Annotated in this window: 17 protein-coding genes; all 17 read left to right on the top strand. The window is 38.3% G+C overall.

Annotated elements, in window-relative coordinates; translation table 11 throughout:
• Nucleotides 1-30 precede the first annotated feature (30 nt).
• Nucleotides 31-471, top strand: a complete 441-nt coding sequence (locus ACFQ18_RS05945) for a DUF1934 domain-containing protein (protein ID WP_047186663.1) — start codon at nt 31-33, stop codon at nt 469-471.
• Nucleotides 468-2,138 (top strand): arginine--tRNA ligase, encoded by a 1,671-nt coding sequence (gene argS, locus ACFQ18_RS05940; protein ID WP_204797965.1) that lies wholly within the window; start codon nt 468-470, stop codon nt 2,136-2,138. Before ACFQ18_RS05945 ends, argS begins: the two co-directional genes overlap by 4 nt.
• A 316-nt stretch (nt 2,139-2,454) precedes the next feature.
• Complete coding sequence (locus ACFQ18_RS05935; RefSeq protein ID WP_047186665.1) at nt 2,455-4,566, top strand: (Fe-S)-binding protein; 2,112 nt, start codon at nt 2,455-2,457, stop codon at nt 4,564-4,566.
• A 100-nt stretch (nt 4,567-4,666) separates the two neighbouring features.
• On the top strand, nt 4,667-5,854 hold the full coding sequence (locus ACFQ18_RS05930) for an acetyl-CoA C-acetyltransferase (RefSeq protein ID WP_060668876.1): 1,188 nt from the start codon (nt 4,667-4,669) through the stop codon (nt 5,852-5,854).
• Nucleotides 5,855-5,898: 44 nt separating this feature from the next.
• Nucleotides 5,899-6,750: a 3-hydroxybutyryl-CoA dehydrogenase gene (locus ACFQ18_RS05925; protein WP_047186667.1), complete on the top strand. Its 852-nt coding sequence runs from the start codon at nt 5,899-5,901 to the stop codon at nt 6,748-6,750.
• Nucleotides 6,751-6,775: 25 nt separating this feature from the next.
• Nucleotides 6,776-7,906: an acyl-CoA dehydrogenase gene (locus ACFQ18_RS05920; RefSeq protein WP_145524041.1), complete on the top strand. Its 1,131-nt coding sequence runs from the start codon at nt 6,776-6,778 to the stop codon at nt 7,904-7,906.
• A 25-nt stretch (nt 7,907-7,931) separates the two neighbouring features.
• Entirely contained in the window at nt 7,932-9,071 is a 1,140-nt protein-coding gene (locus tag ACFQ18_RS05915) for an acyl-CoA dehydrogenase (RefSeq protein WP_060668875.1), read from the top strand.
• A gap of 558 nt (nt 9,072-9,629) precedes the next feature.
• On the top strand, nt 9,630-10,574 hold the full coding sequence (gene meaB / locus ACFQ18_RS05910; RefSeq protein ID WP_204797966.1) for a methylmalonyl Co-A mutase-associated GTPase MeaB: 945 nt from the start codon (nt 9,630-9,632) through the stop codon (nt 10,572-10,574).
• Complete coding sequence (locus tag ACFQ18_RS05905; protein WP_204797967.1) at nt 10,567-11,178, top strand: TetR/AcrR family transcriptional regulator; 612 nt, start codon at nt 10,567-10,569, stop codon at nt 11,176-11,178. The genes meaB and ACFQ18_RS05905 overlap by 8 nt, the downstream gene beginning before the upstream one ends.
• 18 nt (nt 11,179-11,196) lie before the next feature.
• Nucleotides 11,197-14,505: a fused isobutyryl-CoA mutase/GTPase IcmF gene (gene icmF / locus ACFQ18_RS05900; RefSeq protein ID WP_204797968.1), complete on the top strand. Its 3,309-nt coding sequence runs from the start codon at nt 11,197-11,199 to the stop codon at nt 14,503-14,505.
• 299 nt (nt 14,506-14,804) lie between these two features.
• Nucleotides 14,805-15,353 (top strand): DNA-directed RNA polymerase subunit delta, encoded by a 549-nt coding sequence (rpoE, locus tag ACFQ18_RS05895; protein WP_204797969.1) that lies wholly within the window; start codon nt 14,805-14,807, stop codon nt 15,351-15,353.
• Between the two features lie 442 nt (nt 15,354-15,795).
• On the top strand, nt 15,796-17,403 hold the full coding sequence (locus ACFQ18_RS05890) for a CTP synthase (protein WP_047186674.1): 1,608 nt from the start codon (nt 15,796-15,798) through the stop codon (nt 17,401-17,403).
• A gap of 485 nt (nt 17,404-17,888) precedes the next feature.
• Entirely contained in the window at nt 17,889-19,112 is a 1,224-nt protein-coding gene (locus ACFQ18_RS05885) for an MFS transporter (RefSeq protein WP_204797970.1), read from the top strand.
• Nucleotides 19,113-19,449: 337 nt separating this feature from the next.
• On the top strand, nt 19,450-20,760 hold the full coding sequence (locus ACFQ18_RS05880; protein ID WP_047186676.1) for an NCS2 family permease: 1,311 nt from the start codon (nt 19,450-19,452) through the stop codon (nt 20,758-20,760).
• 24 nt (nt 20,761-20,784) lie between these two features.
• Nucleotides 20,785-22,554 carry an adenine deaminase gene (ade, locus tag ACFQ18_RS05875; protein WP_204797971.1) on the top strand — a complete coding sequence of 590 codons (1,770 nt, stop codon included), beginning with the start codon at nt 20,785-20,787 and terminating at the stop codon, nt 22,552-22,554.
• Between the two features lie 215 nt (nt 22,555-22,769).
• Complete coding sequence (locus tag ACFQ18_RS05870; RefSeq protein ID WP_204797972.1) at nt 22,770-23,873, top strand: amidohydrolase/deacetylase family metallohydrolase; 1,104 nt, start codon at nt 22,770-22,772, stop codon at nt 23,871-23,873.
• Nucleotides 23,851-24,960 carry a DgaE family pyridoxal phosphate-dependent ammonia lyase gene (locus ACFQ18_RS05865; RefSeq protein WP_204797973.1) on the top strand — a complete coding sequence of 370 codons (1,110 nt, stop codon included), beginning with the start codon at nt 23,851-23,853 and terminating at the stop codon, nt 24,958-24,960. Before ACFQ18_RS05870 ends, ACFQ18_RS05865 begins: the two co-directional genes overlap by 23 nt.
• The last annotated feature ends 75 nt before the right edge of the window (nt 24,961-25,035 follow it).

Below are 25,035 nucleotides of genomic sequence, written 5' to 3'. Positions count from 1 at the left end.
TTATATGACTTTAAGTAAAAGGGCGATAATATGAGTTCTGTTCAAAGAAATATAAAAGTTAAACTTCAAACCACTATTGATGACCAAGGTTCTAAGGAACATAATGAAATCAAAAGCACTGGGAAGTTTTATAGAAAAGGAAAAATGGACGTCCTTATCTTTGACGAGATAATGGAGAAAGAAATGAAAGTAAAAAACTTCATTACGATCCAAGAAGGCTCCGTCAATATTAAACGCACTGGCCTAGTATCAATGAATCAAAAATTTGATATCAACCGTCGCACTGAAAATGTATATAAACATCCACATGGTGCAATACATATGGAAACATTCACAAAAAAAATTGCGTATAAATTAAAAGACGAAGCCTGTGGGCAGCTCATTCTATCCTATACGGTAAAATTAAATGGACAGCCTGATGAACGGAAACACGAATTAATACTTAGTTTTAATGAGGAGGATTCCCAATGAATGTATTGGAACAAACAGAGGATACATTAAGACAGGAAATAGCAAATGCGGTAATCAATGCAAATCTAGCAACGAAAGAAGAACTTCCTGATATTGTATTAGAAAAACCAAAAGATAAAGCACATGGTGATTTTGCGGCAAATATCGCTATGCAATTAGCTAGAATTGCGAAAAAAGCACCTCGTCAAATTGCAGATGAAATCATTCAACATCTTGACCAATCGAAAGCATCTATTGAAAAAGTGGAAGTCGCTGGTCCAGGATTTATTAACTTTTTTATGAAAAATGACTTTTTAGGCGACATTATTCCAACGATTCTTGAAGCAGGAGAAACATATGGAAAAACGAATACAGGTAAAGGAGAAAAAATTCAAGTAGAATTCGTTTCCGTTAACCCTACTGGAGACCTTCACTTAGGACATGCCCGTGGTGCTGCATATGGTGATGTACTTTGTAATGTTTTAGATGCTGCGGGGTTCGAGGTTCAGCGAGAATACTATATTAATGATGCTGGAAATCAAATTGACAATCTTGCCTATTCTGTCGAAGCCCGTTATTTACAACAATTAGGAAAAGATGTTGAAATGCCTGAAGATGGTTATCATGGCCAAGCAATTATTGAAATTGCTAAAAAAATTGTTGCACAAGATGGTGATAAATGGGTAGATCGTAAGCAAGAAGAACGGATTGCATACTTTAAAGAATTCGGTTTACAGTCCTCTCTAGAAAATATTAAAAATGATTTAAAGGCTTTTCGTGTAGAGTTTGATAATTGGTTCTCTGAAAGATCACTTTATCAAGATAACAAAATTGCAGATGCATTGAAAAAATTAGATGAAGGTAATTATATTTATGAAAAAGACGATGCTACATGGTTTAAGTCAACAGAATTCGGTGACGATAAAGATCGTGTGTTAGTGAAAAAAGATGGAAGTTACACTTATTTAACACCAGATATCGCTTATCATAAAGATAAATTAGATAGAGGCTTTAACCAGCTAATTGACGTTTGGGGAGCGGATCATCACGGCTATGTACCAAGAATGCGTGCGGCGATACAAGCTTTAGGCTACCCATCTGAAAAATTCCATGTAAAAATTATTCAAATGGTTAACCTTTTCGAAGGTGGAGAAAAGGTCCGAATGAGTAAACGAACAGGTAGAGCGATAGCATTACGTGATTTAATAGAGGATGTTGGGGTAGATGCAGCACGTTATTTCTTCGTAACTCGTTCCAATGATTCCCAACTAGATTTTGATATGGATCTTGCACGTTCACAGTCCAATGAAAATCCAATCTATTATGTTCAATATGCACATGCTAGAATTTGTACGATGTTAGAACAAGCAAAAAACAAAGGATTCAACATAGAATCTACATATGATGCAGGGCTACTAACAGCTGAAAAAGAAGTAGATTTATTGAAGAAGCTTGGGGAATTCCCTCAAGTTGTTGCAGAAGCAGCAGAAAAACAATTACCGCATAAAGTGACACAATACGTATTTGATTTAGCTACTTTATTGCATAGCTTTTACAATGCAGAGAAAGTGTTGGATCAAGAAAATAAAGAACGGACAAACGCTCGTATTGCTTTAATGAAAGGTGTACGAACTACGTTAGCAAACGGATTAAAACTGATTGGAGTTTCCGCTCCAGAAAAAATGTAAGTAGACAAAGCTGTCATATCTGTAGAACTAGAAACATAAAGATATACTAGAAAACACTATTTCCTCATAATAAGGGATAGTGTTTTTTTGTTGTCTAATAGACTAAAAACTTTAAATTTTTTAATTTTGGTTTGACTGAGTGCTCATTCATCATATATTATAAGTATAACACGATAACTTCAAGATCTTTCAGATAAATGGAATCGCTAACATTAGCTTGGAATTCACTTACAAGGTTGGCGATTGTCTTAGCTATACTCATGCGGGAAGAAAGTTTTATACTTTCCTAACTGCTAAACAAAAGGGGGAGAACGAAATGGAAACATTCCTAATCATCAATTGGATAGCTTTTTTAGTAGTTACGATTTATGCACTTTTCCTATTTGCAAAAGTTGTAGCTACAAGATTAGCTTATATCAAACTTGGTAAGAAATCCAAGTTTGATGGCGAGGTGAAAATGCGTTTAAAACGTGTGGGTACCATTGTCTTTGGTCAGTCCAAATTACTGAAGGATAAAAAATCGGGAACTATTCATGTCATGATGTTCTACGGATTTATCCTTGTGCAATTTGGAGCGATTGACATGTTTGTCAAAGGGCTTTCTCCAGGAAACCATTTGCCATTTGGCATGTTCTATCCGGGATTTGTCTTTTTCCAAGAACTTGTAACATTAATGATTCTCGTTGCAGTTATTTGGGCGTTCTACCGTCGTTATATTGAGAAGATTGTTCGCTTGAAAAGGGGATTTAAAGCTGGACTTGTGCTTATTTTTATCGGAACATTAATGCTTTCCGTTTTATTCGGAAATGGAATGGCGATGATTTGGCATGGAGCGGAAGCGGGTTGGACAGAACCTGTTGCAAGTGTCATTGCAACGATCTTCGGTTTTTTATCTCCAGAAGCAGCGGCAGTACTTTTTTATGTCGCATGGTGGGTACATACGATTACACTACTGTCTTTCTTAGTCTATGTACCACAGTCCAAACACGCGCACTTACTTGCAGCACCAATTAATGTCTTCTTAAGTAAGAAAGTACCTGGTAAATTGGAAAAACTTGATTTCGATATGGATGAGGAATCTGAGGAAAGCGAAGAGGAAATTTCCTTTGGTGTTGGGAAGGTAGAAGACTTTGAGCAATTCCAAATGTTAGACTTTTATGCTTGTGTAGAATGTGGACGTTGTACAGATGTATGTCCAGCAGCCGGTACTGGTAAAATGCTTTCCCCAATGGATATTATGATCAAGCTCAGAGACCATTTAACTGAAAAAGGAGCAGCAGTTACTGGCAAATCAGCTTGGGTACCTGCATATGCATTTTCTAATACAGCTGGAAATCAAGCAAGTGCTGGTGGAGAAGCAGCTGCAACGATTCAAGAAGTAAGCCTAATTGGTGACGTTATTACAGAAGCTGAACTTAATGCATGTACAACTTGCCGAAACTGTGAAGATGCTTGTCCAGTAACAAATGAGCATGTTGGAACAATCATGGATATGCGTCGCTACTTAGTGATGACGGAAGGAAAGATGGATTCTGATGTACAACGTGCGGTCATGAATATCGAACGTCAAGGAAACCCATGGGGATTATCGAAAAAAGACCGTATTAAATGGCGTGATGAAGATGAATCGATTTATGTACCGACTGTTAAAGAATTGAAAAAGGAAGGAAAAGAATTCGAATATTTATTCTGGGTTAGTTCAATGGGGGCGTATGATAGCCGCAGTCAGAAGATTGCTATCGCATTTGCCAAACTAATGAACAAAGCGGGAATTAGCTTTGCCATTCTTGGTAACCAAGAAGCAAATTCTGGGGATACAGCACGTCGTATCGGTAATGAATTCTTATTCCAAGAAATTGCTGAGAAAAATATTAAGACATTTGAAAAACATGGCGTGAAGAAGATTGTTACCATTGATCCACACGCTTATAATATTTTCAAAAATGAGTACCCTGATTTCGGATATGAAGCAGAGGTATATCACCATACGCAATTATTATATGACCTTGTGAAATCTGGAAAATTAGCACCAAAACGTGAAATTAACGAACGTTTAACATACCATGACTCTTGTTATCTAGGAAGATATAACGGCGTATACGACCCGCCAAGAGAAATCTTGCAATCTATTCCTGGGCTTGAATTGGTAGAAATGGATCGTAGTCGTGAAAATGGAATGTGCTGCGGGGCTGGTGGTGGCCTGATGTGGGCAGAAGATACAACTGGAAACCGTATCAACGTTGCACGTACAGAACAAGCACTAGCCGTTAATCCATCGATGATCTCAAGTGCATGTCCATTCTGTCTAACCATGTTAAGCGACGGAACCAAAGCCAAAGAAGTGGAAGAAGACATCAGTACCATGGATGTGGCTGAAATCCTAGCCCTATCTGTTTTAGTAGAAGAGAAGGAAGTAGTAATGGCATAAGTTAGTATGAAAGGGGGAAACAACATCCCCCTTTCTGAAAGTAAGGAAACTGAACGAATGCTCAGTCGGTCAAATTTATATATAAAAAGGGGAGTTTTAAGTGAAGAAAACCGTAATCGTTTCTGGAGCAAGAACACCTTTTGGAAAATTTGGAGGAGCCCTAAAAGCTTTAACTGCACCTCAACTAGGCGGAAAAGTGATAGAAGAAGCATTAAATCGAGCGGAATTAGACGGGTCAGAAGTAGATGAAGTCATTATCGGAACTGTACTACAAGGTGGTCAAGGACAAATCCCGTCTCGCCAAGCAGCAAGGGAAGCAGGAATCCCTTGGGAAGTAAAAACAGAAACGATTAATAAAGTCTGTGCCTCAGGATTAAGAGCTGTTACATTAGCCGATCAGCTTATTCGCTTAGGAGACGAAGAAGTGATCGTTGCCGGTGGAATGGAAAGTATGTCCAATGCACCATATTTCATGCCAGACGCAAGATGGGGGAGTCGAATGGGAGATAGTAAGATAAAAGATTTAATGATTCATGATGGATTATCATGCTCCTTTACAGGCGTTCACATGGGGACATACGGGAATTCCACAGCAGAAGAATTTAACCTAACAAGAGAAGCTCAAGACGAATGGGCATACCGAAGCCATATGAAAGCAATCGAAGCAATAGAATCTGGGAAATTTAAAGAGGAAATCGTTGCTGTTGAAATCCCGCAACGTAAGAGTAATCCAATTCTAGTAGATACAGATGAAGCTCCAAGAAAAGATACAACAGTTGAAAAACTTGCAACCTTACGCCCAGCTTTTGATAAAGATGGAACAATCACTGCCGGGAACGCACCAGGAATTAACGATGGCGCAGGTGCATTTGTTTTAATGTCGGATGAGAAAGCTGAAAGATTAGGGAAAACTCCATTAGCTACTATTATAGGTCATGCAGAAGTCGCGGTAGAAGCGAAGAACTTTCCACAAACGCCGGGGGTTGTTATCAATAGACTATTAGAAAAGACGGGGTATTCCATTGAGGATATAGATTTATTTGAAATTAATGAAGCATTTGCTGCTGTAGCATTAGCAAGTGGGCTAATAGCTAAGGTGGATCCGGAGAAACTAAATGTAAATGGTGGTGCGGTTGCACTAGGGCATCCAATAGGAGCTAGTGGTGCACGTATTATCCTAACGTTAATTTACGAATTAAAACGACGGGGTGGAGGACTGGGAATTGCTGCAATTTGTAGTGGTGGCGGTCAAGGAGATGCCATCTTAATTGAAGTGCCAAAACAATAATTCAAGTAAAGTATTAATCTATTTAAAAATTTGGAGGCAAAAAAATGAGCATTCAAAAAGTAATGGTAGTTGGTGCAGGACAAATGGGCTCAGGTATCGCACAAGTATTTGCTCAATCTGGCTATGAAGTTATATTAAATGATCTAAATCAAGAAGCATTGCAAAAGGGGATTCGCTTTATTGAGAAGGTTTTAAGTAAAGATGTTGCAAAAGGAAAGATAACGGAAAAAAACAAAGCGGATGCATTAAGTCGATTATCTACTTCTGAAAGGATAAAAGATGCTGGAGATTGTGACCTTGTCGTTGAGGCAATTGTGGAGAGTATGGAAGCGAAGATGAGTGTTTTTAAGGAATTAGATCAAATTGCTCCGAAGCATACCATATTAGCATCCAATACGTCTTCGCTTCCGATAACAGAAATTGCAGCGGTAACCAATCGTCCGGAAAAGGTAATCGGGATGCATTTTATGAATCCAGTTCCAGTGATGAAGTTAGTGGAAATTATTAGAGGGCTTGCGACGAGTGATGAAACATATAACACTATTGCTTATACTTCGAAACAATTAAATAAGATATCGGTGGAAGTGAATGATTTCCCTGGTTTCGTATCGAATCGGATTTTATTACCGATGATTAATGAGGCAATTTATACCGTCTATGAGGGGGTTGCCTCACCAGAAGATGTAGATACAGTAATGAAATTAGGGATGAATCATCCAATGGGACCACTTCAATTAGCCGATTTTATTGGATTAGATACATGCTTATCCATTATGGAAGTTCTTCACGAAGGATTGGGGGACAGTAAATACCGCCCATGTCCATTACTTCGAAAATATGTAAAAGCTGGGTGGCTCGGTAAGAAAACGGCTAGAGGATTTTATGAATATAGTTAATTGCACCTAATAGGGGGCTGTACAGATGGAGCTACGTTTTACAGAAGAACAAGAAATGATATGTAAGATGGTCCGTGGTTTTACTGAGAAAGAAGTAGCCAAAGAGATTGGTAGGATGGAAACAGAGGATCGATTTCCAAAAGAAATAGTTGAGAAAATGGGGAAACTCGGTTTAATGGGGATTTCCATTCCAGAAAAGTATGGTGGGAGTGGGATGGATTTCACTACTTATATCATTGCTATTCATGAATTGTCTAAAGTAAGTCCCGTATTAGGGGTAATACTATCGGTTCACTCTTCTGTTGGCACCAATCCGATTCTTAATTTTGGCACTGATGAACAGAAAAGGCACTACATTCCAAAACTAGCATCAGGGGAATATTTAGGGGCTTTTGCATTGACAGAGCCAGGTTCCGGTTCAGATGTGAAAAGCTTAAAAACAACCGCAAAAGATAATGGCGATCATTTCGTGTTAAATGGATCAAAAGTCTTTATAACCAATGGTGGGGAAGCGGATACGTATATTACTTTTGCTAGAACAGAGAAAGATGAAATTAGTGCCTTTATTGTGGAAAAAGACGCTAATGGACTGCAGATAGGGAAAAAAGAAAAGAAAATGGGGCTCCACGGTTCTAACACGGTACAGTTAAGCTTTGACAATTGTATCGTTCCAAAAAAACAGCTTTTAGGTAAATTAGGGGAAGGATTTAAGATTGCCATGTCTAACTTAAATGTAGGGCGAATTGGCATTGGCGCACAATCCCTTGGTATTGCAGAAGGGGCATTACAACATGCGATTGACTATGCAAAAGAAAGACAACAATTTGGCAAACCGATTGCAGCAAACCAAGGAATATCTTTTAAATTAGCTGATATGGCAACGGAAGTAGAGGCAGCGAAACTGTTAGTCTACCATGCGGCATCTCTAGTGGATAGAGGCCAAAATTGCGCTAAAGAGGCATCCATGGCGAAAATGTATGCTTCCAATACAGCTATGAGATTAGCAATCGAAGCAGTGCAAATCTTTGGCGGAAACGGATATACAGAAGACTTCCCGATAGAACGATACTTCCGCGATGCAAAGGTAACGCAAATCTATGAGGGAACAAATGAGATTCAACATATAGTTATAGCAAATCAATTACTAAATAACTGATTTATAGAAACGAGGGGGATAAATAGTGAATTTCCAATTAACAGAAGAACAACAAATGTTAAGAAAAATGGTCCGAGATTTTGCAGAAAACGAAGTAGAACCTACAGCAGCAGAACGTGATGAAGAAGAACGTTTTGATAGAAGCATATTCGACAAAATGGCTGAGCTCGGTTTAACAGGAATCCCTTGGCCAGAAGAGTACGGTGGGATTGAATCAGATTATGTGAGCTATGTCATCGCAGTGGAAGAATTGTCGCGAGTATGTGCCTCAACAGGAGTTACCTTATCTGCACATCTTTCCCTAGCAAGTTGGCCAATTTTTAAATATGGAAATGAACAGCAAAAGAAAAACTTCCTAACGCGTCTAGCAACTGGTGAAGCATTAGGAGCGTATGCTTTATCTGAGCCGGGAGCTGGAAGTGACGTTGCTTCAATGAAAACAGTCGCGAAAAGAGATGGCAACGATTACATCTTAAGTGGAAGTAAAGTATGGATTACAAACGGTGGAGTAGCAGATATTTATATTGTATTCGCAAAGACCGATTCAGATGCAAAGCATAAAGGGATTAGTGCGTTTATAGTGGAAAAAGGAACAGAGGGATTCTCTTTTGGTAAGAAAGAAAAGAAACTCGGTATTCGTTCATCCCCGACGACAGAACTTATTTTTGAAAATTGCCGTATACCGAAAGAGAACATGTTAGGTGCAGAAGGTGACGGATTTAAAATTGCCATGACTACACTGGACGGTGGAAGAAATGGAATTGCGGCTCAAGCCCTTGGAATTGCACAAGGTGCTCTTGATGCAGCCGTGAACTATGCAAAAGAACGTGAACAATTTGGTAAACCAATTGCAGCAAACCAAGGAATTTCTTTTAAACTTGCAGACATGGCTACCGAAATAGAAGCTGCAAGACTATTAACATATCAAGCAGCCTGGCTAGAATCAGAAGGTCTTCCATATGGAAAAGCATCGGCCATGTCGAAACTCTTTGCTGGAGATACCGCAATGAAAGCAACGGTGGAAGCAGTTCAAATTTTTGGTGGATATGGTTATACGAAGGATTATCCTGTTGAGCGCTATATGCGTGATGCAAAAATCACACAAATTTATGAAGGTACCAATGAAATCCAACGATTGGTTATCGGAAGAATGGTTACTAAATAATTAATTGGCTGATAAAGATAAACGAATGCTGATATCCGTGGATTAGTGCCGATATTCCGTGGGTGAATGCTGATATCCGTGGATTAGTGCCGATATTCTGGGGGTGAATGCTGATATCCGTGGATTAGTGCCGATATTCTGAGGGTGAATGCTGATATCCCAGGATTAGTGCCGATATTCCGGGGACGAATGCTGATATCCGTGGATTAGTGCCGATATTCTGGGGATTAATGCTGATATCCGTGGATTAGTGCCGATATTCCGTGGGTGAATGCTGATATCCGTGGATTAGTGCTGATATTCCGTGGATTAATGCTGATATCCGTGGATTAGTGCCGATATTCTGGGGGTGAATGCTGATATCCGGGGATTAGTGCCAATATCCCGTGGGTGAATGCTGATATTTCAGAAAGGTGGTTCATCTACATGTGTAAGGTGGTCGCCCGAAGGCCTTTTTAGCAGAAATAGGTCCTGTACTAGAAGTGTATATGGGCTTCGGATAAAATACAACAACCTTACCAAATGAACGAATAGATGTAATTTGAAAGGAAGTAAAAAATGCATGAAATAGTAGAACGGATAAAAAACAAGGAAGTGCGTGCATTAGCAAGAGCAATCACAATGGTAGAAAATGACCATCCTGACAAATTAGAACTTCTTAGTGATGTCTTTTCTTTACAAAAGCAAGCAATATATGTAGGGTTAACGGGTTCTCCGGGTGCTGGGAAAAGTTCCCTTGTGAATCGGTTAATCTCACAGATTCGAAAGGAAGGAAAAACGGTTGCTGTTATAGCGGTTGATCCAACAAGTCCATTTAGTGGAGGGGCATTACTGGGGGATCGGGTTCGAATGAATGAACATTTTATCGATGATGGTGTGTACATAAGAAGTATGGCAACACGTGGTAGCTTAGGTGGACTTGCACGGGCAACTAAAGATGCCGTTCGAATATGTGATGCGTTTGGATTTGATGTTGTCATTGTTGAAACCGTTGGGGTAGGCCAATCGGAATTAGACATTATGAAAATAGTAGATACAACAGCTGTTGTCTTAACTCCTAATAGCGGAGATGTTCTACAAATTTTTAAAGCAGGAATCATGGAAATCGCTGATCTATTTGTTATAAACAAAGCGGATTTAGATGGGGTTAGAAAGCTGAAGCGGTTATTAAGGGAACTTGTCATGATGACTGCAACGGAAGATCATATGGTAGAGATTGTGAAAACAATAACCACCCAAAATGAAGGTATAGATGAATTATGGGAGAAAATCAAGGAACATCACGATTATTTATATTCGACACAAGAAGGAAAACGAAAAAGGAATGCTCAATTCGAATTAGAGGTATACGAGTTAATTCGAGAAGAAATTTGGCGCGAGGTGAAAACCTTTATTGAGCATGATCATGACAACAACCTTCCAGCGATGGACTCCATGAATGATCCGTATAAGCTTGCGAAAGATGTATTAGTGAAGTGGAAGGAGGCTGAGAAGGTTGAGTAAAAATAAAGTGGTATCCAACGTAAAGGACCAAGAACTCATTAAAAAACGCCGAGATCAAATGATAAAAGGTGCTATTTCGTTGTTTAAAGAAAAGGGCTTCCACCGGACAACAACAAGAGAAATTGCAAAAGCATCTGGTTTTAGTATTGGAACACTTTATGAATACATTCGAACGAAAGAAGATGTCTTATATCTAACTTGTGATGCGATATATGAACAAGTCCGAGAACGAATAGAGAATGCTTTTGAATTAGAGCAGCCTTCCCGCGAGAGTTTAGTGAAAGTTATTGAATCCTATTTTTATTTAATGGATGACTTACAAGAGGAAATTTTAATTCTATATCAGGAAGCGAAGTCTTTAAAGCAAGAAACAAGAGGTTATATATTGCAAAAAGAGCGGAATATGGTGGATATACTGGAAAAGGTAATTCTAAATTGTATTCCTGAACAAATAACGAAGCAAGAAGCGGTTATTTTAGCGAATAATATTTTTGTTCAAGGTCATATGTGGGGATTTCGCAGATGGATTTTACAAAAGCAATTTTCACTTGAAGAGTATATTCATTTGCAAATCAATGCGATGTTAAGGGCCGCTGAAAAGTAAATGGAAGGGGGAAATACAGTGGAACAAGTAGAAGTGTACCGTCCGAAAAATCCTGTTCGTTTTGTAACTGCGTCAAGTTTATTTGATGGGCATGATGCATCCATTAATATCATGAGAAGAATTATCCAAGCTAGTGGAGCAGAGGTAGTTCATCTTGGTCATAATCGCTCGGTAGAAGAAGTAGTTCATGCAGCAATTCAAGAAGATGTTCAAGGTATTGCGATTTCATCTTATCAAGGTGGGCACGTGGAATATTTTAAATATATGATTGATTTATTAAAGGAATTGGGAGCGAGCCACATTAAAGTGTTTGGTGGTGGAGGAGGGGTAATTATCCCAAGAGAAATTAAAGAATTGCATAACTATGGAGTTTCTTGGATTTTCTCACCTGAAGATGGTCGTAAGTACGGACTGCAAGGTATGATTAACAAAATGCTAGAATTATGTGATTTTATACCGCCAATTGATTTGGAGAAAGACATGGAGAAACTTCTTCAAGGTGATCGAAATGCAATGGCTAAGTTTATTACATTTGTTGAATCGGAAGAAACAGATTTGGAAGAAAAACAACGTGTAGTAAACAAGCTAAAAGAAAAAGCGAGACCAAATACACCTGTTCTTGGGATTACAGGTACTGGTGGAGCAGGAAAAAGTTCCTTAACGGACGAATTAATTCGTCGATTTATGAATGAAGTTTTAGATAAGAAAGTAGCGATTATTTCCATCGATCCGACGAAAAGGAAAACGGGTGGGGCCTTACTAGGTGACCGAATCCGTATGAACGCTATTTTTAGCGACCGTGTTTATATGCGTTCCTTAGCGACAAGAGATTCTAGAACGGAATTATCCAAAGCGATTCAAGATGTCATTGATGTTGTCAAAGCCTCTGGATTTGACTTTATCATTGTGGAAACGAGTGGAATTGGGCAAGGAGACGCCGCTATAACGGACATTACAGACCTATCCATGTATGTCATGACGTCTGAATACGGGGCACCGACTCAATTAGAGAAAATTGATATGATTGATTATGCAGACTTTATCGTGATTAATAAATTTGAACAAAAGGGTTCTGAAGACGCCTTAAATCAAGTTCGTAAACAATATGAACGTAGCCGTATGTTATTTCAACAAGAGAAGGAAAAATTCCCTGTCTTTGGTACGATTGCTAGTCAGTTTAATGATGAAGGAACCAATGCATTATTTGCTGCTATAATCGACACGCTGAATGAACGTTATGAATGGAATGTGTCTGTTGATTTTGAAAGGAATCGAATTGCCGAAAAACATAATCGTATTATCACCAATGATCGTCGCCACTATTTACGTGAGATTGCAGATTACGTTCGTAAATATCACGAAGATGCTGAAAAACAAAGTACAATTGCTCGTAAATTATATCAATTAGATGGAGCCATGAAGGCAATCGAGCACGAAGAAGCGATAGAAATGTTGGATGAGGAAATGGCAGCGGCTACAGAAGTGAAGACCTTTAAACGAGAAGGTGTTTTAACGAATTTAAAACAGACATTGGATCGTTATGAGGAACAATTAAATCCAACTGCGAAGAAGCTATTAGATTCTTGGGATGCCTTAAAGGATCGATATAGTGGAGACAAAATGACTTTCCAAGTTCGTAATAAAGAGATTGAAATGGATATTACGACAGAATCTTTGTCAGGTCTTAAGATTCCTAAAGTTGCTTTTCCGAAATATCAAGATTGGGGAGAGCGATTAATGTGGATGCTAAAGGAAAATGTACCTGGCGCATTCCCATTCACTGCTGGGGTGTTCCCGTTCAAACGAGAAGGGGAAGATCCTACCAGACAATTTGCTGGGGAAGGAACACCAGAAAGAACAAACCGAAGATTCCATTATTTATCTAAGAATGATGATGCCAAACGGCTATCTACTGCATTTGATTCCGTAACATTGTACGGAGAGGATCCAGCTTACCGACCAGATATATTCGGGAAAGTTGGAGAAAGTGGTGTGAATGTTTGTACTTTAGATGATATGAAAAAACTTTATGCTGGTTTTGATTTAACAGATCCGCTAACCTCTGTATCGATGACGATTAATGGTCCAGCACCAATCATTTTAGCGATGTATTTTAATACAGCGATTGATCAACAGGTGGATAAGTTTAAAGAGGAACAAGGTCGTGAGCCTAGTAAAGAAGAATTAGAAAAAATTAAAGCAGATACATTATCAGTTGTCCGTGGCACGGTTCAAGCAGATATTTTGAAAGAGGACCAAGGACAAAATACATGCATTTTCTCTACGGAATTTGCGCTTCGAATGATGGGAGATATTCAACAATATTTCATTGATAAGAATGTGCGAAATTATTACTCTGTTTCGATTTCCGGCTATCATATTGCAGAAGCGGGCGCGAATCCAATTACTCAGTTGGCATTTACACTAGCAAATGGTTTTACGTATGTAGAATATTATTTAAGTAGAGGAATGGATATTAATAAGTTTGCACCGAATTTATCCTTCTTCTTCTCAAATGGTCTAGACCCGGAATATACCGTTATTGGAAGGGTGGCAAGAAGAATTTGGGCCATTGTGATGCGTGATAAATATGGTGCAAATGAACGTAGTCAAAAGTTGAAATATCACATCCAAACTTCCGGACGTTCCTTACATGCCCAAGAAATTGATTTTAATGATATTCGAACAACTTTACAGGCGTTACTTGCAATCCAAGATAATACAAACTCACTGCATACGAATGCCTATGATGAGGCGATTACAACGCCAACGGAAGAGTCGGTTCGTCGTGCCATGGCAATTCAAATGATTATTAATAAAGAGTTTGGTTATACGAAAAATGAAAATCCACTTCAAGGTTCATTCATTATAGAGGAGCTTACAGATTTAGTGGAAGAAGCTGTCTTACAAGAATTTGAACGAATGAATGATCGTGGTGGGGTACTAGGAGCAATGGAACGCCAATACCAACGTGGAAAGATTCAAGAAGAGTCCCTTTACTATGAGAGTAAGAAACACTCTGGTGAGCTTCCAATTATTGGTGTGAACACATACTTAAATCCAAACCCAACATCGGATGAAGAAATTGATTCCATGGAACTTGCGCGTGCCACTCAAGAAGAAAAACAACATCAGATTGTCGAATTGAAAAAATTTCAAGAAAAACATCAAGCACAAACACCAGAAGCATTGGAACGGTTAAAAGAAGTAGCAGCTTCTGGAGGAAATATTTTTGAAGAACTAATGGATACCGTAAAAGTAGCTAGCCTCGGCCAAATCACCAAAGCACTATACGAAGTTGGCGGACAGTATAGAAGAAATATGTAAGGAATATAAAGTAATAATGGCAAAAGGTGAAAAGCTTGAAAGAATACAAGGTACATGATCTCGATTATTAAAGTTGAGAAGAGTTATTTTCTCAACTTTTTTATGTTAAAATAAGGCATAAACGATACAAGTTTGTTTATAATGTTAGGTATGTCTCTTGAAAAGCATATTGCATTGTAGTTAAATATAGTCATTACAAGTACATGTTCAAAAAGGAGGAACTTTTTGAACATCGTCTACAATGGTTAAATCTAGAAGGCATTTAAGCCATCATTATACAAGTCAAAGGAGTGCTAACCGTGAGCTTAAAAGATTATAGCCCGGAACAAATTGAAAATATGTCCATGTTAGAATTGGCAAGTATTATCTTAAAAGAAGAGAAAAAAGCCCTACACTTCAAGGACGTTTTTGACAAAGTTGCAGAAGTAAAAGGTTTTTCTGAAGCCGAAAAGGAAGAAAAAATAGCACAATTTTATACAGATTTAAACGTCGATGGACGATTCACAACATTAGGTTCTAATATGTGGGGATTAAAACGTTGGTACCCAATCGAGCAAGCAGACGAAGAAGTACATACTCCTAAGAAGAAAAAGAAAAAGGCAACGAAGAAAAAGCGTAAAGAAGAGGAAATTGATGAAGAAGAGGACTTCGAGGAGGAAGACGATCTTCTTGAAGATGAAGACATCGATGAGGTTTTCGATGACGAAGCTGAGGATCTGGACGAAGATGATGAGGAATTAGATCCGGACTTAGATGAATTCGATGACTTTGATGAGGATGAAGAAGAGATAGATGAAGAATTCGACGATGAAGAGCTTGATGACGAAGAAGAAGAGGAAGAGAAATAAACGGTGGGATTTTATTACCGGACTTTTTGAACAACCTCTAAAAACAATTATTGACTTTTATTGAACTAGTGAGTACAATTTTACTTGGGCTCTATTTGACAGGAACATAGCGTCTCCCTACTGGTTTTAAGGGAGGCGCTTTTTATTTTTTATTAACCTTAGAATCTGTATTGATTATAATAGCTTTCCACGTCTCCTTACCATAAGTGCTGGGAAGCTTTTATGATTGTTGCAGATTTTTTCCATTAGAACTCATTTTATTACTTTATTAGTACAAAATAGGTTTAAAGAGAGGATGTTCAAAAAGGCCGGTGAAAATGACATACCCCTATGTAGGGGCAGTGTTGTAATAGGAAATTGCGCATTTAGCCGACCTCGGTTCTTTTCATCTTCCTTTTTGAACACGCACTTAAACGAACAACCTAAGAAAGAGGGATGAATTTTGACGAAGTATATTTTTGTAACAGGTGGGGTTGTATCTTCACTTGGAAAAGGCATAACAGCTGCTTCACTAGGCCGATTATTAAAAAACCGTGGTCTGAAAGTAACGATTCAAAAATTTGACCCATACATTAACGTTGATCCGGGTACAATGAGTCCATATCAACACGGTGAAGTTTTCGTGACAGAAGATGGAGCAGAAACAGATTTAGACTTGGGCCATTATGAACGTTTTATTGATATTAATTTAAATAAATATAGCAATATTACAACGGGGAAGGTCTATTCTAGTGTGATACGAAAAGAAAGACGCGGCGACTATTTAGGTGGTACCGTTCAAGTTATCCCTCATATAACAAATGAAATTAAAGACCAAGTATTTCGTGCTGGAGAGGCAACGAAAGCAGATGTCGTTATTACGGAAATTGGTGGAACAGTTGGTGATATTGAGTCTTTACCATTCTTAGAAGCTATTCGCCAAATTAAAAATGATGTGGGAAGAAACAGTGTGATGTATGTACATTGTACACTTGTTCCATACATTAAAGCAGCTGGAGAACTAAAGACAAAGCCAACTCAACATAGTGTGAAAGAATTACGTTCTTTAGGTATTCAACCTAACGTTGTCGTACTTCGAACAGAAGAACCAATTAGCAAAGAAATGAAAGAAAAGATTTCCCTATTTTGTGATATTGATGAAAAAGCTGTTATCGAAATGCCTGATGCGGATACACTATACCAAGTTCCACTTACATTACAAGAACAAAAATTAGACCAATTAACTTGTGATCACTTTGGCTTAGATTGTAGTCCGGCAAATATGGAAGAGTGGAAAACACTTGTTTCCAAAGTAAGAAATCTTTCTAAAACCGTTAATATTGGTTTAGTAGGTAAATATGTAGAACTTCAAGATGCGTATATTTCTGTTGTGGAATCCTTAAAACATGCTGGTTATGTGTACAATGCTGACATTAATGTACATTGGATTAATTCAGAAAGATTAACAGAAGATGGTATTAAAGAAGAATTGAAAAGCGTAGACGGAATTCTAGTTCCTGGTGGATTTGGTGATCGTGGAATTGAAGGTAAAATTTCTGCTATCCGCTATGCACGTGAAAATAACATCCCATTTTTCGGGATTTGCCTTGGAATGCAGTTAGCATCGGTAGAATTTGCTCGTAATGTTCTTGGATTAGAAGGTGCACATTCTTCAGAAATTGATCCACAAACTCCACACCCAATCATTGACCTTTTACCGGAGCAAAAAGGTGTAGAGGATTTAGGCGGTACACTTCGTTTAGGTGCTTATCCATGTAAATTAGTGGATGGAACGAAAGCAAAAGCGGCATATGATGGAGCGGATTTAGTGGAAGAACGCCACCGTCATCGCTATGAATTTAATAATGATTACCGTGAACAAATGGAAGAAGCAGGCTTTATTTTTTCTGGTACAAGCCCAGATGGAAGATTAGTTGAAACAATCGAATTAAAAGATCATCCATGGTTTGTTGCTTGTCAATTCCATCCTGAATTCACATCACGTCCAACAAGAGCGCAAAGCTTGTTTAAAGGCTTTATTGGTGCATCTGTTGAACAAAAGGAAAAGTAAAAATAGTCAAAGCCCTGAACAAATTGGTTCGGGGTTTTTGTTTAGGTTAAGATGTAAAAAATTAATTCGATACTTGTGCTCATGAATTCGTTAATCGAAGAGACTAATCTAGTAATCACGGCATTAACCCATTGATTTCTTGAATACCAGATTTTAAAGTGATTTTAAAACCAAAATTTTCTATTGTAACTAAATTACTAACGTGATAGTATAAGTACAAATAAAACCTTTAATTGGGTCCAGAGAGGCCAAAAGGGTGCACGGAATAGAAGTATGCTTTCTTATGCCCTTTTGTCTCTGAGACAAAAGGGCATTTTTAATATATTTGATTTAATCTCTTTTAAATCAAAGTTCTGTGAGACTTGAAAAGAGAATGGAAATGTTAGATAAGTTTCCATTCCCTCCCTTGCTTCACAAATGGAGTAGGAAGGTTTTATCCTTTCCTTTCTAAAAAAAACACATGATACGAATATGGAGGGAAAACGATGGATTATCGTAAAAAAACAGTAGTAGCATCCGTAACTGGTTTGACATTAGAAGGTATGGATATTATGTTCATATCATTTGCAATGTCTATGATTGTTGCTGAATTTAATATCGATCTTGCAACTGGTGGTTTTATTTCTTCCATAACAAATATTGGAATGTTGCTTGGTGGAATGATATTTGGGATTTTAGCGGATAAATTTGGCCGTGTGAAAGTTTTCACGTATACGATTTTCTTATTTGCAATTGGAACAGCATTAACTGCTGTTGCGACAAGTATAGAACAGGTATATATTTTTAGGTTTATTGCTGGGCTTGGTGCAGGTGGAGAATATGGAATTGGAATGGCATTAGTGGCAGAAGCATGGCCTAAAAGTAAACAAGGAAGAGCTTCATCTTATGTAAGTGTTGGGGCACAATACGGAGTGATTTTAGCAGCATTTTTAAGTGCCATGATACTACCTACTTTTGGATGGAGGGCATTATTCTTAGTTGGTGTGATTCCAGTTATTTTTGCCTTTATCGTACGAAGAAACTTAGACGAATCTCCGGAATGGTTGAAAGCACAAAAGGATAATAAAGAGGAACAAAAGAAAGAAAAAGGTAAATTAATTCAATTGTTTGCCACACCAAGAATAGCAATTACAACGATTTCTTTAGCCATTATGGCAACTGTTCAGATTGCTGGATATAATGGTTTAATGATTTGGCTTCCTTCTATGCTCCAAGAATCACAGGGGCTATCTGTATCAAGCTCTGCACTTTGGACGATTAGTACTGCGGTCGGTATGATTATTGGAATGTTGACCTTTGGAATGATTATGGACAAATTTGGTGCAAAGCGTGCCTATGGATTGTTTCTACTTGCCTCTGCTAGTGCAGTATTTCTTTACTCATTCGCAACAGGTAGTGCGGGTGTATTAATTGGTGGTGCGATCGTAGGTTTCTTCTCGAACGGAATGTTTGCTGGCTATGGAGCGTTAATAAGTAGTTTTTATCCTGCGAAAATTCGCAGTACTGCAACGAATACCATTTTCAACTTTGGACGTGCAGTTGGTGGGTTATCTCCAATTTTAGTTGGATTTATTTTACAACATTATAATATGACAATGGCAATGATTTACTTAGCGATTCTTTATATCATCTCCTTCCTCATCATGCTGAGCCTAAATAAAGAGAAAGCTAGCAGAAAAGGAAACGTGGTAGAAACTGTACAAAGTTAAACCATACTCAGGATTATGAAGGTATTACCGTGGAACGGACTCGTTAAGACGGATTCAATTGGGTTAATATACAAAAGACACACAGTAAGCAAATTCGTTTACTGTGTGTCTTTTTAGCTTTCTTTTTTAATTGTTCGTGTTTTATAACGCTAATTACCTGTAGAGGATAAAAATGATAGATATAATCCTATAAATACATACATTCCTTTGAAGTTATTCTAAAAATATATTGACAATTTAAAAGTTTGTTGATAAGTTTGAAACATAAAGGCGAACAATTTTGTTGTATTACTGTATAATGTTCGGGTTTTTTGTACATTTTGAGAGGAGTATAGACATGAAGGAATGGACAGAAAGAATTTTTAAATTGAATTCGCATCAGACAAATGTGCAGACGGAAGTGACGGCTGGACTAACTGTCTTTATGACGATGTTATATGTGTTGATTGTTGTACCGGGTATGCTAGAAGAAGCGGGGATGCCAAAAGGGCCTGTAACCGTTGCGGTTATTCTGATGACTGGTATTGTTACCATTATTATGGGATTATATAGTAATCGTCCTTTTGCCCTTGGTCCAGGATTAGGGTCTGTAGGTTTCCTTGCCATAACCTTAGTTGTCTCGGAGGGCATACCATGGCAGGTTGGTATGGGAATGGTATTCATATCTGGGATACTATTTGTCCTGTTTACCGTTTTAGGATTACGCCAGCTTATAGTAAAACTAATGCCTCCAGCTATTAAACTATCGGTTGGGGCAGGTGTAGGATTATTTATTGCGTTAATTGGTTTTCGTAACGCGGGGCTCGTCGTTGCTAGTGAAAAGTCTAACTCACTGCAACTGGGGGATATTGGTTCTCCAAACGCAATATTAGCATTAATTGGCTTTTTAATTATGAGTGTACTATTAGCAAGAAATGTTCGTGGTCATTTACTTATCGGTATCGTGATTGTTACGTTGATTGGTATTCCAATGGGAGTTACAACTATTCCAGATAAGATTTTTTCGATGCCGGAAAGTATAGCTCCAATTGCATTTCAACTAGATATTATGGGAGCTTTAAAATTAGCCTACTTTCCATTAATTTTAGCTTTTTTCATACCAGATTTTTTCTCTAGTCTTGGAACATTTTTGGGTGTTGCAAGTAAAGGAAATATGTTAGACAAGAACGGAAATTTACCGAATATTGATAAACCATTCGTAGTGGATGCGGGTGGTACGGTATTAGGATCGCTTTTTTCTGTTCCAGTAATGTCGACCTATGTCGAATCGGCAGCGGGAGTAGAAGCAGGTGGTCGAACTGGATTAACATCCGTAGCGACTGGGATTTTATTTCTATTAACTTTGTTCATCACTCCATTAATTTTAATTATACCCACAGAGGCAACTGCTCCAGCGTTAATATTAGTTGGGTTAACAATGCTTTCTTCTGTACGAAATATTAATTTTAATGATGTGACAGAATCATTGCCTGCATTTATGACGATTGTTATCACAATCTTTACATTTAATTTTGGTAATGGGATTGCTGCTGGAATTATTATTTATGTTGTTCTTAAACTTTTATCTGGCAGACATAAAGAATTACATTGGGGTCTATACATTTTATTGATTCCTTTAATTGCTTATTTTGTTTCCTTAGCACATTAATATTTATGACGAGGAGGTTTTTTAATGATGTATACACGAGAACATATCGTTGCCGCCGCAAGAGGCGATGAAGAAATGGATTTGGTGATTCGCGAAGTAAATCTAGTAAATGTGTTCACTGCAGAAATATATAAAGCCGATATCGGAGTGAAAGAAGATAGATTTGCAGCTATTGCTACGTATAAGGATAACGAGCCATCTTTTCAAATGATAGGGAAAGAGGAAATGGAAGCAAAAGGGAAATATGCAATTCCAGGTCTAATTGATTGCCACGTACATATTGAGAGCACGATGATTCCGCCTGATATGTTTGCCCGAGCAGTCCTGCGTCACGGAACAACGGTTGCAGTGATTGACCCACACGAAATTGGTAATGTCATGGGAATGGAAGGGGTAAAATACATGATAGAGGCAAGTAAGGATTTGCCGGTTGAGATCCTTACTACGATACCTTCTTGTGTGCCAGCAGTTCCTAATTTAGAAACTGCAGGAGCCGAATTTCATCCAAAAGATATAGAAACCATGCTTCATCTACCAAATGTTGTAGGTATAGCAGAACTTATGGATTATGTAGGTGTGATCAAGCAACATCCAAGAATGGCAGGCATTGTCCAAAAAGGGTTAGATGCTGGTGTGAGAAATGAAGGTCATCTACCCAGAGTGTATGGTAGAGATCTCGCTGCTTACTTAGCTGCAGGGGTAAACTCTGATCATGAGAGCCGTTCTACTGATGAAATCTTAGAAAAGTTAAGAGCTGGAATGCTCATTTATATTAGGGAGTCCAGTATCAGCCAATTTGCAGCTATCGCCGCGGAAGCATGGAGGGAAGTACCTCACATTAGTAATATTGCGATGTGTACAGATGACATAGAACCAAATGATATGCTGAAAAATGGCCAAATGAATCGCGTTGTACGCCGTTGTATTGAAGAAGGGATTCCAGCCCCTTTAGCCATTCGCTATGCATCTCTCAATGGAGCAATTCGCTATGGTCTAAACGATCGTGGTGCTATTGCTGCAGGGTATCGTGCTGATTTTTCCTTAGTAGACTCACTAGACGATATGGAAATAACGGACGTGTTCGTTGAAGGAAAGCAAATGGTGAGAAGCGGCGAACTTATAGAAGATATCACAAGTAGTGTTCCTCCGCTATTGAGAAATACAGTGAATATCCCCGAATTAACGGAGGAAGATTTAATTATTAAAGCGCCGATTAAAGATGGAATTGCAACTTTACACACAATGGAAATGCAATTAAATGGCACTACCGCAAAAGGTAAAGTGGATGTAGAAGTGAAGAATGGTGTAATTAGCAAACTTCCGGATAATCATGCGTTTGTAACGGTTATTGGTAGGCACGGACAAAATAAGAAACCATTTGTAGGTGTTATTGAAAATTCTGGACTTCGTGAAGGAGCGTATGCTACAACGGTTGCGCACGATAGTCATAACTTAGTCGTGGCCGGAACAAATGCACAAGACATGTTACTTGCTATTAAGCAACTCGAACGATCAGGTGGTGGATTATGTCTTGTTAAAGATGGAGAAGTTCAAGCACAAGTAGATCTCCCATTGGCAGGATTAATGTCACCAGAACCGATTGAGGAAATTGCTGTAAAAGTAGAACGATTTAATCAAGTGGCTAAATCAATGGGGGTAAAAGTAGGAAGACGAGCACCAGCGATGGCTTTTTCATCTTTAACATTAACCGTTATACCAGAAATTCGTATCTCAGATATAGGCTTAGTTGATGTGTATAAACAGGAATTAATGCCGTTGTTTGTGGAAGAATAGGCTTTATTCGAAGTTGTAGTGAATCTGATGTTTCCTTGAGTAAGGAAGTATCAGATTTTTTTACTTTAGTTTGAAAAAAATTACTCTTTTACATTTAAACATTATAACGTTATATTGACTAGGTGAAAAATACGTGTTAATCTATTATTGCAAAGAGATAAGTAAGCGTGAACAAAATGCTTATTGACTAAGGCTTACCAAAAGGGATGATACAAATGACAGCCAGATTTGTTCTACAGAATGTAAAAATGATAGAAGGTAACTCTGTAGATATAGTCGTAGAAGATAGAAAAATTGTAGATATTGCTCCACCAGGAACTGGAGTCGGCGGAACAATCATCGATTATAAAAATAATGCTTATGTTTCTAGTGGTTGGATTGATATGCATGTACATGCTTTTCCGGAATTTGACCCATATGGAGACGATATAGACGAGATTGGTTATAAAACAGGAGTAACCACAATTATAGATGCTGGGAGCACAGGGGCTGATCGGATACATGACTTAGTTCGTAATTCTAAAGAGTCTAAAACAAATGTATTCGCCTTCTTAAATATCTCGCGGATTGGATTAAAGCGGGTTGATGAGTTAACAGATCTAACCTTGCTAAATGAAGATGAATTAAAAAGAGCGGTTGAAGAAAACAAAGACTTTATTGTTGGGCTTAAAGCGAGAATCAGTAAAAGTGTAGTTGGTACTAATGGGGTAGAACCTCTAAAAATAGCACGTAAATTTTCCGAGGATACAGGTTTACCGCTAATGGTTCATATTGGATCAGGTCCTCCGAATATTAATGATGTATTGGATTTACTTAAGAAAGACGATGTTATTACCCATTATTTGAATGGGAAATCCAATAATTTATTTGATGATACAGGAAAACCTCTTCCTAAGTTTCTTGAGGCAATCAAGCGAGGGGTCCATTTAGATGTAGGTCATGGGAATGCAAGCTTTTCTTTTGAGACTGCAGAACAAGCGAGAGAATTTGATATCCGATTTAATACAATCAGTACAGACATTTATCGGAAAAATCGACTACATGGACCTGTTTACAGTATGGCGAGTATCCTAACAAAATTTTTGTATTTAGGATATCCATTAAAAGAGGTAATCGAAGCTGTAACTGTTGGTGCTGCAAGATGGTTAAATAAACCTGCTCTTGGACGAATTTCAAAAGGAGATATCGCAAATCTTACATTATTTTCAGTGGAGGATGAAGCGGTAGATTTAATAGATTCTGAAGGAGAAAGGCGAAAAGCAGACCAAAGGATTGTCGTAAAAGGAGTGGTAATCAATGGAGAATACAATGAATGCTAAATATGGTTTAAAGAGAGTGATCAACGCAAGCGGGAGAATGAGTATTTTAGGTGTTTCTGCTCCAACGGACACGGTGATGGAAGCCATGAAAATCGGCGGACAGAACTATGTTGAAATTTCAGATTTAGTCGATAAAGCAGGAGCGCATATTGCCGAGTTAATTCAATCTGAAGCAGCGGTTGTCGTAAACTCTGCCTCAAGTGGAATTGCACTTTCGGTAGCAGCAATTGTAACGGAAGGGAATCGCCGAAAGAGTGAAAAGCTTCACCAAGAGGCGATTGAAAAAAATGAGATTATTATGCTAAAAGGTCATAATGTGCAATACGGTGCACCGGTAGAAACAATGGTTTCCCTTGGCGGTGGAAAACTAGTTGAAGTTGGCTATGCCAATGAAGGGAAAACGGAGCATATTGCTGACGCCATTAATGAAAATACGGCTGCTATTTTATTTGTGAAATCTCATCATGCTGTTCAAAAAAATATGATTTCAGTGGAAGAGGCTTGGGAAGTAGCACAGGAAAATCATGTTCCACTAATCGTTGACGCGGCTGCTGAAGAGGATTTGAAAAAGTATGTTAAGGTATCAGATTTAGCCATTTATAGCGGTTCAAAGGCTATTGAAGGTCCAACATCCGGAATTGTAGCTGGAAAGAAAGAATATATCGAATGGGTAAAGGTGCAATTACACTGTATCGGAAGAAGCATGAAGGTCGGTAAGGAAACCACCTTTGGATTATTGCAAGCATTGGATGAGTATTTTGTCAAAAAAGATAATAGCGAAAAGGAAAAAGAAAGCCTCCAGGTTCTTACGTCGCTCGAATCAATAGATGGTGTTAAGGTGACGATTGTACAGGATGAAGCTGGGCGTGCCATTTTTAGAGCGCGGATTCAAATTGATCCTACTATTACGGGAACAACAGCAAAAGAGGTAAATGATAGGCTAAGAAATGGAGACATAGCTATTTATACTCGTGATTACGGGGTTCGTCAAGGTTTCTTTGATATTGACCCTCGTCCATTGCAAGGTGATGACATTTATGTAATTGAAGCGGAATTAAAGGCAATTTTAGCGGGAAGGGAAGTATAAAAAGCTTTCCCGTCTGGGGCCCCGATTACTCGCCCCGTCGTAAAAAACTGCATAAGTGCAACTAAGGCATTCGCT

The sequence above is a fragment of the Oceanobacillus caeni genome (genome assembly GCF_042678465.1).
In the GTDB taxonomy this organism is placed as follows: Bacteria; Bacillota; Bacilli; order Bacillales; family Amphibacillaceae; genus Oceanobacillus; species Oceanobacillus caeni.
The sequence above is the reverse complement of the archived record's forward strand: the minus strand, read 5'-3'. Positions and strand labels throughout refer to the sequence as shown.

Excerpts from the sequence above, each read along its gene's own strand:
- ACFQ18_RS05945 (WP_047186663.1), top strand. The coding sequence starts at position 31 with ATGAGTTCTGTTCAAAGAAATATAAAAGTTAAACTTCAAACCACTATT.
- argS (WP_204797965.1), top strand. The coding sequence starts at position 468 with ATGAATGTATTGGAACAAACAGAGGATACATTAAGACAGGAAATAGCA.
- ACFQ18_RS05935 (WP_047186665.1), top strand. The coding sequence starts at position 2,455 with ATGGAAACATTCCTAATCATCAATTGGATAGCTTTTTTAGTAGTTACG.
- ACFQ18_RS05925 (WP_047186667.1), top strand. The coding sequence starts at position 5,899 with ATGAGCATTCAAAAAGTAATGGTAGTTGGTGCAGGACAAATGGGCTCA.
- ACFQ18_RS05920 (WP_145524041.1), top strand. The coding sequence starts at position 6,776 with ATGGAGCTACGTTTTACAGAAGAACAAGAAATGATATGTAAGATGGTC.
- meaB (WP_204797966.1), top strand. The coding sequence starts at position 9,630 with ATGCATGAAATAGTAGAACGGATAAAAAACAAGGAAGTGCGTGCATTA.
- ACFQ18_RS05885 (WP_204797970.1), top strand. The coding sequence starts at position 17,889 with ATGGATTATCGTAAAAAAACAGTAGTAGCATCCGTAACTGGTTTGACA.
- ACFQ18_RS05880 (WP_047186676.1), top strand. The coding sequence starts at position 19,450 with ATGAAGGAATGGACAGAAAGAATTTTTAAATTGAATTCGCATCAGACA.
- ade (WP_204797971.1), top strand. The coding sequence starts at position 20,785 with ATGATGTATACACGAGAACATATCGTTGCCGCCGCAAGAGGCGATGAA.
- ACFQ18_RS05870 (WP_204797972.1), top strand. The coding sequence starts at position 22,770 with ATGACAGCCAGATTTGTTCTACAGAATGTAAAAATGATAGAAGGTAAC.
- ACFQ18_RS05865 (WP_204797973.1), top strand. The coding sequence starts at position 23,851 with ATGGAGAATACAATGAATGCTAAATATGGTTTAAAGAGAGTGATCAAC.